The sequence below is a fragment of the Rhodopseudomonas sp. P2A-2r genome (assembly GCF_026015985.1).
GTDB lineage: Bacteria > Pseudomonadota > Alphaproteobacteria > Rhizobiales > Xanthobacteraceae > Tardiphaga.
Map to the genome: position 1 here is coordinate 4275092 of NZ_CP110389.1, position 16217 is coordinate 4291308.

A 16217-nucleotide genomic window follows, 5' to 3' on the forward strand; every position below is an offset into this window, starting at 1 on the left:
CGTGCTGGCAGGCGCGTCCGGCCGGAATGTCGCTCGCCTCGCGCTCGTCAGCGGATGCGGGCGATGGCACCGGCGACGATCTGCATGGTCACGCCGACCACCCAGCCGCCCATGATGAGCAAGGTCGCGGCGCGATGCGTATCCTCGCGAAATGCGATCACGCTCATCGAGGCAATGGCCGCCAGCGCCGCCAGGAACGTGCCTGCCGCACTGAGAAATTCGGCGACATCGATCTTTTCACGCGCCGCGGGGAGACCGGGCGGCGCTTCATGGAATGGCAGAGGCGGCGTATCGATCCCCAGGTAGAACGCCACCGCACCCACCACCAGCATCACCAGGATGAAGCCCTGCGTGGTGAGCATGGAAATGCTTGAACCGACGTGAACGGCCACCAACAATCCGCAGGTGGCACCGACCATCGCGAGCCCGGTGCGCTCCATGACATGAGCCAATCGTCGCGCTCGACTTCGCATGATAAAACCCCTGAACCAGCAGATGGATCGAACGACGCAAGCGCAGATGAGAAGACAAGGTATCTTCCGCGGCGCGCCGCCGTCGCGCAAGCCGGTGCGGTGCGGCTCCGACCGGAACAGTTGCAGCGATTGGGAGGCGCTGGCTTGATATATGTCAAGTCGGTGAAAGGCGCAGCCGGGAGTGATGGCAAGGCCCGGTCGTCATTGCATACGAGGATGCTTCGGCAGAAATCACGCTGGCTCATTCGCGCGCAACGGCCAACGCCGCGCTTTTTCACCCTCCCTTTTGAGGGGAGGGTGAAGAAGGCGCCGCGCGCTACGGCACTTCCCTACGCTGCCGCCACCTCCCGCGGCTGATAGATCGCTACGTGCTGGCAATGCGCCACCGGGGTGATGCCATTGGCGACGATCAGCGCGTCGAGCTCGACGAAGCGATGGCCCTTCTTCTCGTAATTGGCGGTGACCCGCGCCCGCGCCACCAGTTCGTCGTCGCTGCGCGCGGCCGCCAGCAGCTGCATGGTGCTGCCGACGTGAATCCACGGGCCGAGGATGGCGTTGTCCACCAGCACCTTGTTCATGATCCGCTGCAGCACGCCGGGATGCACGAGGCCCTCGCGGCCATAGATCGGACCGGCCTCGCGGACCTCCGCGAGATAATCGAGGCCGGCCTGCCCGGCCCAGTTGCGCGGGATGGTGCCGAGCCAGTGGCCCTGCACGAAGGAACCGGGATGCACCGGAAGCCGAGCTTCCACCGGCGCCGTTACCGGAAAATTCGCCAGAACGACCTTCGGCAGTTTGGCCGTCAGCGACGCCGTGCCAGTGGCGCGAACATCGCCGCCCGGCCCGGCGACGCGCAAGGACAGCCCCTCGCCCATCGGCTCCGCGATCACATCGACGGTCTCGCCGTCATAGACCGGCCTGGTGAAGCGCGCTTCGATCAGCCCGCGCTCCAGAAAGTCGCGTCCCCACTGCGCCACCGGCGGATGGATCATGTAAGCGAGCACGTCGACGCCCGGCACCAGCCCGCCGCTGAAGCCGAACTTTTGGGCCACGCTGTCGTCGTGCATCTTGTTTTCGGATGCTTTTGCGGTGTTGAAGGCCTCCACGCGGTAGGCTTCGAGCTGTGCGGTCATGCGTCCTCCGGACTCTGCGACATTTTTTGGTCGCCGTTGCGCCAATCGTACGCACCGCCGAAGCAAGCGCAAGACGCGCGTCGGGTTCTTCGCATCATTGGTGCTGATCGCCCATTCGCTCCTTGTCATTCCGCAGGCCTGATCGCAGCCGTGGACTGGGAGCTGTCCGCCCAGCCGCTCTATCTGCGGCTCATCGCGACCATGCCGGTCGCGGTGTGTTCGTGGCTGTCGGATGAACACATGCGACGCGCGCCTGCGCGACCGAGCCCGGCGCCGCCACGGCATGCGCAGGAGCGCAGCTCATCGATCCCGCTTTGTCGGTGAAGCCAGGATCTTATCCGGTCTTGCGAACCTGTTGTTCGGACCGGGCTTGTCATCCATCCAGTCATAGAACTCGATGGCGGCATCGATCCAGTCGGCCACTTTATTCCAGAGTATGCAGATCCAGTTTTTCATGCTGTTGGGTCGCCCCTGCGGCCCGACCGGTTCAAACTTGCAAAGTACCCAAAGACGGGCTGCGGCGCAGCCCCCACCACGAGAAGGCCAGAGCAACTCGCCCGCATGAGCGCGGCGATATGCCGGGCTTCGGCAGCAAGCAAGTAGCCCGCATGCGCGCAGCGACATGCGGGACTTCTGCACCGGGAATCCCGATCGCGCGTCGCTCATCCGAGCGACGCCTGCTGAACTAAATCCCTGACCGGACCGACCAAGGGGCCTGGAGAGATTTCATGAAGCGAGTGCTGATTTTCGCGCTGGTGTTTCCACCGCTGGTGCTGCTGGCAGCCATCACGGCCACCCAGATGTGGCGCGAGGGCATCCCCGGCTTCGGGTTTTTTGCGTCGCTGTTCCTGATCGCCTATTCGCTCCTCGTCATTCCCGCAGGCCTGATCGCAGCCGTGGACTGGGCGCTGTCCAGCCAGCCGCTCTATCTGCGGCTCATCGCGACCATGCCGGTGGCGGCATTCCTGGTCGAATATGTCGCAGCCATGCTCGGCCAGCCAGCCTTCGATATCCCCATGGCAATCGCGGGCGCCGTTCCGGCGGCGGTGTGTTCGTGGCTGGCGGATGAAGTGATGCGACGCGCGGCTGCGTGAACAAGCCTGCAAGTAGCAAGTCGCCCGCGTGAGCGCAGGGAGTTGCGGTGCTTCCGCCCCAAGAGTCCCGGATATCGCTGCACGCATCCGGGCTACGCTTGCTACGCACTTGCCATCACAGCCAAGCGCAACCGGCACTTGCCGATTGCAACGATTTGCTCCGGCTGCGGCCGAACGATTCGGATAGTCGGACCGGCACGGTTGTTTACGCGAGCGCGGAAACTGGTCAGTTGAGACCAGCGAATCAAAATCCGTTCCTGCATACTTCGAACGGCTACCCAGAGGACTATTGACAATGCTGGCGACTGGGAGTGTCGCGCTTCCGCCTCTAAGAAAGGATTTCGCGTGTATCGCCCTTTTTTTCAAAGCACCAGACACAGACTAGCGCTGATTCGCCGGTGCTCGTCGTTTGCCCGCGATGTGACTCGCGTCAATTCATGGACATCATCGGAATCCATCCGTTGCTTTACTGCGGAAAAGACGCGGTTCTCTATCAGTGCAAGAGTTGCGGCTGCGAGAAAGCGGAGAGGACGACGCTAACAAACCGGACTCCCGCCTCCACCGGAATTTGAGCCGATAGTCCGGTTTCAAAGCCACGATACGAGCAAAATCGCGTCCAAACTAGTCGCAACGTTTGAGTTGGCCATCTGTCCGTAAGGTCTCATCAGACTTTGGCGTTCCGGCATTTCTATTCTTTAGTGCACGCCGTTTCTGCGTCGCGGTCATCTTCAACACCTTCGGCCGGGCACTGGCGGTTTTACCGACACGAGATGCCAGTTCCTTTTCACTGTACTTTCCGGCCGGGACGATGCGGATTGTCATACTGTTTAAAGTTCAGTTGTCGAAGCTCGCCCCGATCGTACACGTCGATGCGTAAGCACGACGGTCAATACAGGCCAGTTAATCGGATTCCTGAGCATGGGTTCTGACAACAGGTTCTATTCGAGCAATCAAGGGCCGATCGGAACAAGATTGCGAGCGATCCTTCAAACCTGAGTGCACAGCCTTTGCATGCCTTCTCCCAGACTTGCCGCCGGTTCCGCAATGGATCGGCGGCGCTTTTTCGCCGGCCGCCCACTCCTGCATCTGAGTGGCCTCGCGTTTCCAATCGAGATCGTCTCCGCCACGCTGTTCTAGGCGTTGAGCCCAGCTCCGTGGTCTGGACCACCGACAGGTCCCCCAAGCATATGCAATCACGCCTCTGCAAGAGAGGTGCGCCATGGCTGATTCGAATACCAAGCGGAAACGTGCGTTAGAGTGCTTGCGTTTGGCGTCTGACCTGATGCAAATGTCGAGAGATACTTTGAATCCGGATCTGAAGGCGCATTGCGTTCGAATGGCGCGCGTTTGGAATGACCATGCCGCATTTGGGCCGGTCAATGAAACCGCACCGCACTCTCGTTTGTGGCATTGACGTGCTGGACGTCTCGACCGGCAGAACCGTGGCAGAGCTGCATTCCCTTGTTGGCTGTGAGCACCGTTCATCTGGCGAAACCCGATGGAACCCGTTCAATGACCAGTTTTGCTCACAGGCGATTGGGTTGTCGGTCTAAAGTAAGCAAGAGCGACCCAGGGCTGCGTCGATTGTTCGGCGATGAGAACGGCGTGGGCGACCGCTAAACCGAATGGCCGGATCATTGGATAACGAGCAAACGCTTCCGTCAGTGTGGACCAATCAATTGCTCGGCGCCCTGGAGCCGGACAGCCGCAAACGCATTGACCCTCATCTGGAGCCGGTCGAATTCAAGCTGGGCGAGATGGTCTGCGACGCCGGCGGCTATCTCAAGCACGCTTACTTTCCACAAGGTTCAGTTCTCTCCCTGTTGACGGTGCTGGAAAATGGCTCCGCGATTGAGACCGCTAATATCGGGCGGGAAGGTGCCTTCGGCCTGTTTGCCGCGATGTACAGTCGCGTTTCGTTCAATCGATGCATCGTTCAGCTTGACGGACATACTGTTCGTTGTCCGATACAGCTGCTGCAATATGAGTTCAAGAACAGCGAGCACGTCCGCGATCTCTTTGTGAGCTATTCCGAAACGCTGCTGTCACAGATCCAGCAGACGGTTGCCTGCAATGCCATGCATACGACGGAGGAAAGAATGTGCCGGTGGCTTCTGATGATGCACGATCGGGCCGGAAATGAAGCGCTGCCCTATACCCACGAGTTCCTGTCGCACATCCTCGGTGCCAACCGAAAGTCTGTGACGCTCGCTGCGCAGTCAATGCAGAACGCCGGCCTTATCAGCTATCGCCGGGGCAGGATGCAGGTGCTTGACCGCGCGGCGCTGGAAGAGGCGTCCTGCGAATGCTACGCCATCGTTAAGGAGCGTTTCGATGCCTTTCTGAACCCGCCATCGACGGCCGTACAAGGCCACAATAGGGGGCGAAGCAAGAGCAAACCTGGCCGGATGGGCTGAGAGCGCTTCACAGTTCCCATGAGCCCTGGCAGCTCACATCCAGCGTACAGATCGACATGACGCGAGACCGGGAATGCCCGGAGCGATTGCGGTAAGTGTAGTTCTGTCGGGAACCGGATACGGTTTAGGCTATTGGTTCACTATCACCGTCCCGCCATTGGCAATATATCGGTGACTGAGAGTATTGTGCTCCCGCCACGGAGGAGAGCGCCATGAAAGTAGCTCAGCCAACATTTTTGGCCCAGCCGAATGAGTCAAGCAAATTGCTAATAAAATGGGGAGTTGGGAAGACCACCAAGGATTATCAAAAAAACCAGAATATCTTTGTCCAGGGCGAGGATGCCGATACGCTCCTGTTCATTGAGAAGGGTCGCGTAAAAATTGCGGTTACGTCCAGCCAAGGCAAAGAGGCTGTCGTTGGAATATTGGACGAAGGGCAGTTTTTTGGCGAGGGATGTCTGCAGGGCACGTCGGCGAGGACCGTGACAGCGACAGCCCTTGGCGTTTGTCGCGTGACCGAAATTTCGAAAGATTCAATGCTTTCCGCCATGCGGGATCAGCCGCAAATTTTCAATCTGTTCATGGACCATCTGCTGACTAGAAACAGTCGAATTCAGGAAGATGTCGTTGATCAACTCCTCAATTCGAGTGAAAAGCGGCTTGCCCGATTGCTGCTTCTTCTAGCAAACTACGGGAAAGAAGGAAGTCCGCCTATCGTTCCCATCGTGATCAATCAGGAGACTCTAGCGGAGATGATAGGCACGACGCGATCACGTGTAAGCTTCTTCATGAACAAATTCCGCAAATTGGGATTCATCGATTACAATGGGAAAATAGATGTCCACCCAGCACTCCTGAACTCGACATGACCACTCGCAGATGAGGCGCCGAAGCCGATTGTCGCAGAGGACGGGTCACAAGCAGAAAGCGGCGTGTCCACGAGTTTTATAGCGGGAGATCATCCGGGCTACCCCTGCCGGGACTACACCGCCGCTTCCCGCGGTTGATAGATCGCCACGTGCTGGCAATGCGTCACAGGCGCCGTGCCATTCGCGAAGATAAGAGCGTCGAGTTCGACGAAAAGGTGGCCCTTCTTCTCGTAGCGGGAGGTGACGCGGGCGCGGGAGAAGAGCAGCGACATCCGGGGCTCCCAAGTTAATCATCCCGGATGTCGCTTCGCTCATCTGGCTACGTCAGCTGCGTCAAGGCTTTAGACTAGTGATGCGGCTCCCCGCGGGGCGCCGACGTAATTGGCTTTTGCTTGGCAGTGGCTGGACGCTTTTCCGCCCCTGGCAACCGCCGCCGTCCGTAACGACCCCGGATCTGCGTCGCACCACGCCGCAGCGCGGCGTATTGCGACGCGTCCGGGAACGAGACTGAGGTTATTGGCGGTGTTTGGCAGCCTACAGCGGCTCCATCAGGCAGATTCGGAGGTTTTCGCCCCATTTCCTCCCGAAATCTGCAATATCTTTTGTTCGCAGCTGCACAAAATGCTACGCCTCGCCGGAGCCGCGGGTTTGTCCGTGCGGCCTGCCCCCTGACCAGGCTGACCGACCCCTTTGAGCAACAGCAATCCCTTGAGCACCCGAATCTACATCGATGCCGACGCCTGCCCGGTCAAGGACGAGATCTACAAGGTTGCCGCACGCCACGGTCTGCCGGTGAGCGTGGTGGCCGGCCAGTTCATCCGGATACCGACCGATCCCTCGATCGAGCGGATCGCCGCCGGGTCCGGCATGGACGCCGCCGACGACTGGATTGCGGAGCGCGCCGGAAAGGGCGATATCGTGGTCACGTCCGACGTGCCGCTGGCCAGCCGCTGCGTGAAGGCCGGCGCCGAGGTGATCGCGCCGAACGGCAAGCCGTTCTCGGAAGCCTCCATCGGCATGACGCTGGCGGTGCGCAACCTGATGACCGACCTGCGCTCGTCCGGCGAAGTCACGGGCGGACCCAAATCATTCTCGCCGCGCGATCGCTCGGCGTTCCTTTCGGCATTGGATCAGACGATCCGCCGTATCCAGCGCGCCCAGGCCTCCGCGCCCGCGCCGAAACCAGATTGAAGCGAATTCCATGGCTCCTCCGCTGATCCAGTTGAAAGACATCACGCTGACCTTCGGCGGCACGCCGCTCCTGAACGGCGTCGAACTGTCGGTGTCGCAGGGCGAGCGCGTCTGCCTGATCGGCCGCAACGGCTCCGGCAAGTCGACCCTGCTGAAGATCGTCGCCGGCCAGATCGACTGCGACAAGGGCAGCCGCTTCGTGCAGCCCGGCTCGACGGTGCAATACCTGCCGCAGGAGCCGGATTTTTCGGGCTTCGCCACCACTTTGGCCTATGTTGAAGCCGGCATGGGCGACGGCGACGACCATTACCAGGCACTGTACCTGCTGGAGCAGCTCGGCCTCACCGGCAACGAGGACCCCAGCAACCTGTCCGGCGGCGAAGCGCGCCGCACCGCGCTGGCCCGCGTGCTGGCGCCGGAGCCGGACATCCTGCTCCTCGACGAGCCGACCAACCATCTCGACCTCACCACCATCGAATGGCTGGAAGGCGAACTGGCCTCGCGGCGCTGCGCGCTGGTGATCATCAGCCATGACCGCCGCTTCCTCAGCAACCTCTCGCGCGCCACCGCCTGGCTCGACCGCGGCCAGATCAAGCAGATCGACCGCGGCTTCTCGGCCTTCGAACAATGGCGCGACGACATCCTGGCCGAAGAAGAGCGCGACCAGCACAAGCTCGACCGCAAGATCGTCAACGAGGAACACTGGCTGCGCCACGGCGTCTCCGGCCGCCGCAAACGCAACGTCAAGCGGCTCGGCAACCTGCATGCGCTGCGCGAACGGCGCCGCGACTATCGCGGCGTCGCCGGCAGCGCCAACCTCGCGGCCTCCGAGGCCGACAAGTCCGGCAAGCTGATCGTCGAAGCCAAGGGCATCTGCCGCACCTATGGCGACCGCAAGATCGTCGACGACTTCTCGATCCGCATCCAGCGCGGCGACCGCATCGGCGTGGTCGGCCCCAACGGCGCCGGCAAGACCACCATGATCAACATGCTGACCGGCGGCGAGCCGCCGGATTCGGGCACCATCCGCTTCGGCGCCAATATCGAGATGGCGACGCTGGACCAGCACCGCGAAAGCCTGTCGCCGAAGACGACGCTGGCGGAAGCCCTGACCGGCGGCCGCGGCGACCATGTCATGGTCAACGGCACGCCGAAGCATGTGGTCAGCTACATGAAGGACTTCCTGTTTTCGCAGGAGCAGATGCGCACGCCGCTGGAAGTGCTGTCCGGCGGCGAACGCGGCCGGCTGATGCTGGCGCGCGCGCTGGCAAAACCCTCCAACGTGCTGGTGCTGGACGAGCCGACCAACGATCTCGATCTGGAAACCCTCGACGTGCTCGAGGACATGCTCGGCGACTACGAGGGCACCGTGATCCTGATCAGCCATGACCGAGATTTCTTGGACCGCGTGGTCACTTCGGTGATCGTGCCGGAAGGCAACGGCAAGTGGCAGGAATATGCCGGCGGCTACACCGACATGCTGACCCAGCGCGGCGCCGACCTGAAGCGCGAGGCCAAGACGGCGGCAGACGCGGTGTCGGCCAAGAGCGGCGGCGGCAAGTCCAATGGCGCGGCGGCCAAGCCTGCGGCGAAGAAGAAGATGAACTTCAAGGACAAGCACCTGCTCGATACGCTGCCGAAGGCGATTTCCGGCTTCCAGGCGGAAATCGCCAAGCAGCAGCGCCATCTCGACGATCCCAATCTCTACAAGAAGGATCGCAAGAAGTTCGACACCGTGTCGGCGGCGCTGGCCGCGGCGCAAAAGGGGCTGGCCGAAGCCGAGGAAAAATGGCTGGAGCTGGAAACGCTGCGCGAGGAGATCGAAAACGCGTGAGCTTGTTGCCCATCCTTCGAGGCTGATATGACAGCGCTAACGCGCTGTCATATCAGCACCTCAGGATGACGGGGAGTTTGTGGTGACGTTTATGAAGATCGCTCAAACTTCAAAGAAGCCGTCATCCTGAGGTGCGCGCACTTGCGCGCCTCGAAGGACGACGGCGAAGCGCTGTAGTAGAATTGATCGATCGGAGTTCACCATGACCACCCCCTCGCCGCCCTCATCGCCCGCGACTATAGCACGCCGGCCCTCGTCATCGACATGGACCGCGTCGAGGCCAACATCGCCCGCATCCAGGCGGTGTGCGATGCCGCCGGCGTGGCCAACCGGCCGCATATCAAGACCCACAAGAGCCCGGTGATCGCGAAGATGCAGATCGCCGGCGGCGCCAAGGGCATCACCTGTCAGAAGCTCGGCGAGGCCGAGATCATGGCGGATGCCGGGATTGACGACATCCTGATCAGCTACAACCTGATCGGCGACGAGAAGATGGCGCGCCTCGCGGCCCTGCAGGCCAGGGCGAAGGTAACCGTGGCCGCCGACAACGCCGTCGTTATCGCGGGCCTGACCAGGGCCGCCGCGATCTCCGGCCTGCCGCTCAATGTCGTCATCGAATGCGACACCGGCCGCAAGCGCGCCGGCGTCGAGACCCTGCCGAAGCTATCGAACTGGCACGGCTGATCCGGGATTCCGACGGCCTCGTCTTTGCGGGCTTCATGCTGTATCCGACCGAAACCGGCTGGCCCGCCGCGCAAGCCTTTTTGATGAAGCCCTGGCCGGCGTCCGCGCGCTCGGCCTCGAGCCGACGATTGTGTCCACCGGCGGCACGCCCAACCTGAAGAATGTCGGCTCGCTCAAGGGCGCCACCGAACATCGCTTCGGCACCTCGATCTACAACGACCGCATGCAGGTCGCGGCCGGCGTGGCGAGCTGGGACGACTGCGCGCTCAACGTCTATTCCACCGTGGTCAGCCGCGCCGGTCCCGACCGCGGCATTCTCGACGCCGGCTCCAAGACGCTGACGTCGGACACGGGCGGCCTCGATGGCTACGGCCTGATCCTCGAACATCCCGAAGCGAAGATCGAAAAATTCGCCGAGGAGCACGGCTTCCTCGACCTCACCCGCAGCAACACCCGCCCGGGTGTCGGCGACGTCGTGCGCATCGTGCCCAACCACGTCTGCGTCGTCGTCAACATGTTCGACGAGGTGGTAATGGTGCGCGGCAACGAGGTGATCGGCACGCTGCCGGTCGCGGCGCGGGGACGGCTGAAGTAGAGCTTCCATCGCGCGACACGGCGCGGGCTACGCTCGTGCGTCGGTTCGGACTGACACTCCGGCTGTCGTCGCCCGGCTTGACCGGGCGATCCAGTAGTCGCCGACGTTCATGATGTCTCCAGGCAGTGCGTCGCCGCGACGCCTGTGTTTACTGGGTCGCCCGGTCCTGGCGCGCGATTGCGCGCCTGGCCGGGCGATGACACCTGAGGCGCCCAGCGAAGCGAGGCCGTAGGATGGGTAGAGCCACCGGGTCGCGCACGGCGCGCCCGATGATAAACTCCGCGAAACCCATCAAACCAGCGACGCGGTGATGGGTTTCGCAATGTCGCGCTTTGCGCGACCATTGCTCTACCCACCCTACGCGAGCCACTTCAGCGCGCCCTGCCCGCGGCGGCGCCCGTCGCGAACGATGCCTGCAGCAGATAGCCGCCGGTGGGCGCTTCCCAGTCGAGCATCTCGCCGGCGGCGAACACGCCGGGCAGTTTTGTCAGCATGTAGTCGGCATCCAACTCGTCGAACGCGATGCCGCCGGCCGACGAGATCGCCCGCGCGATCGGCGCGATGCCGGTGAGCGCGATCGGCACCGCATTGATCAGCCCGGCAAGGCTGGCGGTCGACAGCGCCGCCAGCGTCGTGCCTGACGCCATTGCCGCCTCTTGCAGCAGTCCGATGCCGACCGGCGACAGATGCACCGCCTTGCGCAGGAGGGTCGACAGCGATTGCTTGCCGCGCGATGCCGACAGTTTGGCGATCAACTCGCCGGCCTCCATGTCCGGCCGCAGCGCGACGTTGAGCGTGGCCTTGCCACTGGCCACGACGGCGTCGCGCAGTGTCGCGGACAGCGCGTAGATCGCGCCGCCCTCGATGCCGGCCCGCGTGATCATCGCCTCGCCGCGCACCGTCTTGCCGCCGAATGACAGCGCCACGCTTTTCAGCGGATAGCCGGCAAAGCGGTTGCGGAACACATCCGACCAGGCGACTACAAAACCGCAATTGGCCGGCCGCAGCGGCGCGACGTCGATGCCTTTCGCTGCCAGCGTTTGCACCCATGCGCCGTCGGAGCCAAGCCGCGGCCAGCTCGCGCCGCCGAGCGCCAGCACCGTCGCCTTCACCGCAACGGCGCGCGGACCTTCCGGCGTCTGAAACATCAGGCGCCCGTCGTCGTCCCAGCCGGTCCAGCGATGGCGCAGCGCGAACTGCACGCCGGCCCTATCGAGCCGGCGCAGCCACGCGCGCAGCAGCGGCGACGCCTTGAACGCCTTGGGAAATACCCGGCCGCTGGAGCCGATGAAGGTCGGCTCGCCCAGCAGCTCGCTCCATGCCCGCAGCATGTCCGGCGGAAATCGCTCGATGGCTTCGGCCAGCCGCGGCATCGCGCCGCCGTAGCGCGCCAGAAACGCCGGCAGCAATTCGCTGTGGGTGAGATTGAGCCCGCCGCGCCCGGCCATCAGGAACTTGCGGCCCGCCGACGGCATCGCATCATAGACGGTGACGCGCGCGCCGCCTGCGCGATCACTTCCGCGGCCATCAACCCGCCCGGGCCTGCGCCGATCACCGCGACGTCGTTTGTGGAAACTTCCGTCACGCTGGTTGTCCGTTCAATTGCCGCAAGTCCAATCGATCGACGAAAGCGCCTCGACGCGCCGCTTCTTCACCTCTCCCCGCTTGCGGGGAGAGGTAGAAAGGGCGATCTATGCCTTGGCCTTGATCCGCGCTTCGGCCTGCGTGCAGTATTTCGCGGTCTGCTGGAACGCGCCGTCCAGGACCTTGGCGCCGGACATATCGCTGATCTCGGCGAAATGCGCAGCGATCGTGTCCGGCGACCAGTCGGCCTCGGCGAAATTGACGCCTTCGCTTTCCAGCAGCTTGATCACTGCGAAGGAGCCGGCGCCAGCGCCCATGATGGTCTTGGTCGGCGCGTTCTCGCTCAGCAGGTATTGCACCGCCGGCGTGATCGCCTCCGGCTTCATCAGCGCCAGCGCCTGCGGCGGCAGCAGCTCTTCGGTCATCCGCGTCGCCGCGGTCGGCGCTATCATGTTGACGCGAATGTCGGTCTTGCGCCCCTCCTCGGCCAGCACGTTCATCAACCCGACCATGCCGGTCTTGGCCGCCCCGTAATTGGCCTGGCCGAAATTGCCGTACAAGCCCGACGCCGACGAGGTCAGCACGATGCGACCGTAGTTGCGCGCGCGCATGCCGTCCCACACCGCCTTGCAGCAGTAGAAGGTGCCGGTGAGATGCACATCGAGCACTTTGGCGAAATCCGCGATCTCCATCTTGGCGAACGACTTGTCGCGGAGGATGCCGGCGTTGGCACACAGCAGATCGACGCTGCCGAGATCGGCCGTCGCCCGATCGACCATGGCGGTGACCTGCTCGAAGTTCGAGACGTCGGCGCCGTCGGCAATGGCGACGCCGCCGAGGCTGCGGATCTCCTCGACGACGCGCTCCGCCGCGGTCATCGAACCGCCGGTGCCATCACGCGCCCCGCCGAAATCGTTGACCACGACCTTGGCGCCACGACTTGCGAGGCCCAGCGCATGCGCCCGGCCCAGTCCATTTCCCGCACCGGTGACGATGGCGACGCGGCCGTCATATCTGATGGTCATGAAAGCGTTCCTTACACGAAGTACGTCAGGGCCAGCCAGTCGGCAACCAGCGCCGGCTTGGTCTCGCCTTCGATCTCGACGCTGACGCCGACCCGGGTGAACATTTCCTTGGGCTTGCGCATGGTCGCCTCCTTGAGCGTGAAATGACCGCGCACGCGAACGCCGGATTTGACCGGAGAGACGAAGCGCAGCTTGTCGAAGCCGTAATTGATGCCCATCGCCACGTCGCTCAATTTCGGCAGGGCCTCGTAGGAAAATACCGAGATCAGCGAGGTCGTGAGGAAGCCGTGCGCGATGGTCGAGCCGAACGGTGTCGCCTTGGCACGGGCCGGGTCGACATGGATGAACTGGTGATCCTCGGTGGCGTCGGCGAAGACGTCGATCCGCTTCTGATCCACCAGATGCCATCCGGAAACGCCAACCTCCTTGCCGACCAGGTCCAGATACGCGCCGCGCTCGATCGTAGAATTCATGCCGTCCTCGCTTGTTTGAGGCCGCACATTCCACAGCGGAGCGGCCTTCGCCAAGCGAAATTTGTGCGGTGCGGCCATGCAATGGCCCCGATTTCCCCTCAGCCGTCCGATGCGCCGGTGGCACGGGCCGCCTGCAGTTCCGGAAAATCCTCCTCGCGGAACTCAAGGCCGCGCAGCGCGTCGTCGCGATTGTCGTCATGTTCGAGGCGGCGCAGCTGCACGCGGCGGATCTTGCCGGAAATGGTCTTCGGCAGTTCGCTGACGAGTTCGATCCGGCGGATGCGCTTGAACGGCGCAAGGCGATTTTGCAGGTGCCGGAAGATCGACAGGGCCGTCGCCGCCGAGCGCTCGGCGCCCGCGGTGAGCAGCACATAGGCTTTCGGAATCGCCAGCCGGATCGGATCCGGGCTCGGCACCACGGCGGCCTCGGCCACCAGATCGTGCTCGAGCAAGATGCTCTCCAGCTCGAACGGGCTGATGCGATAATCGGAAGATTTGAACACGTCGTCGGAGCGTCCGACAAAGGTCAGATAGCCATCGTCGTCGGCGAACACCACGTCGCCGCTGCGATAGATCGCGCCGTCGGCGCCGCTCAGGCTGCCGTCGTCGTTGCGATAGCCGCGCATCAGTCCGGCAGGCCGATCGGCCCCCAGCAGCAGGCTGACCTCACCCTCCTTCGTCGGCTGGCCGTCGACGTCGGTGATGGCGATGCGATAGCCCGGCAGCGGCCGGCCCATGGAGCCGATCTTGACCGGCTGGCCCGGCGAATTGCCGGCCAGCGCCGTGGTCTCGGTCTGGCCGTAACCGTCACGGATGGTCAGGCCCCAGGCCGCGCGCACCTGATCGATCACTTCCGGATTGAGCGGCTCGCCGGCGCCGCAGACCTCGCGCAGCGACACCTTGAAGGTGGCGAGCTTCTCCTGGATGAACAGCCGCCACACGGTCGGCGGCGCGCACAAAGTGGTGACGCCGCAGCGGCCGATGGTGGCGAGCAGTCCGCGCGCATCGAAGCGCGGCTGGTTGACCACGTACACCGTGGCGCCGGCATTCCACGGCGCAAACAGGCAGCTCCAGGCATGCTTGGCCCAGCCCGGAGAGGAGATGTTGAGATGAACATCGCCCGGCTGCAGGCCGAGCCAGTACATGGTTGACAACCCTCCGACCGGATAGCTGCGCTGGCTGTGCAGCACCAGTTTCGGTTTCGCCGTGGTGCCGGAGGTGAAATACAGCAACATCGGATCGTCCGGCCCGGTCGGGGCGTCCGGCACAAACGTCTCCGGAAACTCCGCGGCTTGCTCGAAGGCCAGCCAGCCGTCCACAGGCGACGACGCACCGGCAACGATGCGGATGAGGTTCTCGCCGCCGCGGTCGACAAATTTCGCGGTCTGGTCCGGCGACGCCACCACGACCTTCGCCTGCCCGCGGTCGAGCCGATCCTGCAACTCATCGGGCGTCAGCAGCGTGGTCGCCGGGATCACCACGACGCCGAGCTTCATCGCCGCCAGCATGGTCTCCCACAGCGGCACCACATTGCCGAGCAGCAGCAACAGATGATCGCCGCGCTTCAGCCCGAGCCCGCGCAGGAAGTTCGCGACCTGGCTGGAGCGCCGCGACAGCGTGGCGAATGACAGCTTTGTCTCGCGGTTGCCGCCGGCATCGACGATCCACAGCGCCGCCCGATCCTTGCTGTCGGCATTGACAGCCAGCTCCGCATCGAACCAGTCCAGCGCCCAGTTGAACGGAACCGGATCGGGCCAGCGGAAGCATGCGACCGCGGCGGCGTAGTCGGTGCGGTGTTCGAGCAGAAACGCGCGGGCTTGCTGGAAGGTGGTCATGTCATGAGCCTCTTGAATTATACTTCACAACAAACACCGCCGTCATCCTTCGAGGCTCGCCGAAGACGGCGAGCACCTCAGGATGACGGCACCGAGCATGATGCTACTTCCCCGCCAGATCCAGAATCTGATGAATAATCCCCGAAAAATCCTCACCGCCATGGCCGGCCTTCTCGTAGGTCTCATAGATACTCTCGGCGTGTGCCCCCAGCGGCGTCGCCGCCCCCGCAGCTTTCGCAGCCTCCTGCGACAACCGCAGGTCCTTCAGCATCAAGGCTGCGGCGAAGCCGGGCTTGTAGTCGTTGTTGGCGGGCGACGCCGGCACCGGGCCCGGCACCGGGCAATAGGACGTCAGCGACCAGCACTGGCCCGACGAGGTGGAGGCCACGTCGAACAGCGCCTGATGCGACAGGCCGAGCTTTTCGGCCAGCGCAAAGGCTTCGCTGACCGCGATCATGGAAATGCCGAGGATCATGTTGTTGCAGATCTTGGCGGCCTGCCCGGCGCCGGCGTCGCCGCAATGTACGATCTTCTTGCCCATGCCCTCGAGGATGGGCTTTGCCGCAGCAAAGGCCGCAGCCTCGCCGCCGGCCATGAAGGTCAGCGTGCCCGCCCTGGCGCCGCCGGTGCCGCCGGAGACCGGCGCATCGACCGATGGCAATTTCGCCTGCGCCGCCAGTTCATGGGATTTCCGCGCGCTTTCCACATCGATGGTCGAGCAATCGATCATCAGCGCCCCCTTGGCGACCGCAGGAATGATCTCGCTCCACACCGCCGCCACATGCTTGCCCGCAGGCAGCATGGTCACGACCACCTCGGCATCCTTGACTGCCGCGACGGCCGACGCCGCGATGGCGACACCGGCCGCCCGGGCAGCGTCGAGCGACGCCGGCACCAGATCGAGATCCAGTCACCCTGTGGCCGGCCTTGACGAGGTTGGCGGCCATCGGGCCGCCCATGTTGCCGAGCCCGATGAATGCAATGCTGGTCATGTCCTGCCCTCGATTTTC

The 16217-nt window shown here is 63.4% G+C and carries 12 protein-coding genes and 3 pseudogenes; 6 read left to right on the forward strand and 9 right to left on the reverse strand.

Features of this window, described 5'->3' with window-relative positions; genetic code table 11:
• Positions 1-47: 47 nt before the first annotated feature.
• From ONR75_RS20730 to ONR75_RS20740, 3 genes are all read right to left on the reverse strand, one after another.
• Positions 48-473: a hypothetical protein gene (locus ONR75_RS20730; RefSeq protein WP_265078915.1), complete on the reverse strand. Its 426-nt coding sequence runs from the start codon at positions 471-473 to the stop codon at positions 48-50.
• A 329-nt stretch (positions 474-802) separates the two neighbouring features.
• Positions 803-1606: a hypothetical protein gene (locus ONR75_RS20735; protein ID WP_265078916.1), complete on the reverse strand. Its 804-nt coding sequence runs from the start codon at positions 1604-1606 to the stop codon at positions 803-805.
• A gap of 300 nt (positions 1607-1906) precedes the next feature.
• Entirely contained in the window at positions 1907-2272 is a 366-nt protein-coding gene (locus tag ONR75_RS20740) for a hypothetical protein (protein ID WP_265078917.1), read from the reverse strand.
• 62 nt (positions 2273-2334) lie between these two features.
• Here ONR75_RS20740 and ONR75_RS20745 point away from each other — a divergent pair, with 62 nt between their 5' ends.
• The 3 genes from ONR75_RS20745 to ONR75_RS20755 all read left to right on the forward strand — a co-directional run bounded on the left by ONR75_RS20745 (position 2335) and on the right by ONR75_RS20755 (position 5986).
• Positions 2335-2700 carry a hypothetical protein gene (locus ONR75_RS20745; RefSeq protein ID WP_265078918.1) on the forward strand — a complete coding sequence of 122 codons (366 nt, stop codon included), beginning with the start codon at positions 2335-2337 and terminating at the stop codon, positions 2698-2700.
• A 1625-nt stretch (positions 2701-4325) separates the two neighbouring features.
• Positions 4326-5117 (forward strand): Crp/Fnr family transcriptional regulator, encoded by a 792-nt coding sequence (locus ONR75_RS20750; RefSeq protein WP_265078919.1) that lies wholly within the window; start codon positions 4326-4328, stop codon positions 5115-5117.
• A 212-nt stretch (positions 5118-5329) separates the two neighbouring features.
• On the forward strand, positions 5330-5986 hold the full coding sequence (locus ONR75_RS20755; RefSeq protein WP_265078920.1) for a Crp/Fnr family transcriptional regulator: 657 nt from the start codon (positions 5330-5332) through the stop codon (positions 5984-5986).
• 113 nt (positions 5987-6099) lie between these two features.
• Here the strand turns inward: ONR75_RS20755 and ONR75_RS20760 are convergent, their stop codons facing one another.
• Positions 6100-6258 (reverse strand): hypothetical protein, encoded by a 159-nt coding sequence (locus ONR75_RS20760; RefSeq protein ID WP_265083921.1) that lies wholly within the window; start codon positions 6256-6258, stop codon positions 6100-6102.
• A 436-nt stretch (positions 6259-6694) separates the two neighbouring features.
• Here ONR75_RS20760 and ONR75_RS20765 point away from each other — a divergent pair, with 436 nt between their 5' ends.
• From ONR75_RS20765 to ONR75_RS20775, 3 genes and pseudogenes are all read left to right on the forward strand, one after another.
• Positions 6695-7177 carry a YaiI/YqxD family protein gene (locus ONR75_RS20765; protein WP_265078921.1) on the forward strand — a complete coding sequence of 161 codons (483 nt, stop codon included), beginning with the start codon at positions 6695-6697 and terminating at the stop codon, positions 7175-7177.
• Positions 7178-7187: 10 nt separating this feature from the next.
• A complete protein-coding gene (locus ONR75_RS20770) occupies positions 7188-9011 on the forward strand; it encodes an ABC-F family ATP-binding cassette domain-containing protein (RefSeq protein ID WP_265078922.1) in 1824 nt (607 codons plus the stop codon).
• Positions 9012-9275: 264 nt separating this feature from the next.
• A pseudogene (locus ONR75_RS20775) lies at positions 9276-10290 on the forward strand (D-TA family PLP-dependent enzyme).
• A gap of 371 nt (positions 10291-10661) precedes the next feature.
• On the opposite strand, the pseudogene ONR75_RS20780 reads toward ONR75_RS20775, so the two are convergent.
• The 5 genes and pseudogenes from ONR75_RS20780 to mmsB form a co-directional block, all read right to left on the reverse strand.
• A pseudogene (locus tag ONR75_RS20780) lies at positions 10662-11818 on the reverse strand (NAD(P)/FAD-dependent oxidoreductase).
• Positions 11819-11981: 163 nt separating this feature from the next.
• Positions 11982-12899 (reverse strand): SDR family NAD(P)-dependent oxidoreductase, encoded by a 918-nt coding sequence (locus tag ONR75_RS20785; RefSeq protein WP_265078923.1) that lies wholly within the window; start codon positions 12897-12899, stop codon positions 11982-11984.
• Between the two features lie 11 nt (positions 12900-12910).
• Positions 12911-13372 (reverse strand): MaoC family dehydratase, encoded by a 462-nt coding sequence (locus ONR75_RS20790; RefSeq protein ID WP_265078924.1) that lies wholly within the window; start codon positions 13370-13372, stop codon positions 12911-12913.
• Between the two features lie 98 nt (positions 13373-13470).
• On the reverse strand, positions 13471-15207 hold the full coding sequence (locus tag ONR75_RS20795; protein ID WP_265078925.1) for an AMP-binding protein: 1737 nt from the start codon (positions 15205-15207) through the stop codon (positions 13471-13473).
• Positions 15208-15310: 103 nt separating this feature from the next.
• Positions 15311-16199 (reverse strand): annotated as a pseudogene (gene mmsB, locus ONR75_RS20800) (3-hydroxyisobutyrate dehydrogenase).
• Positions 16200-16217 lie beyond the last annotated feature (18 nt).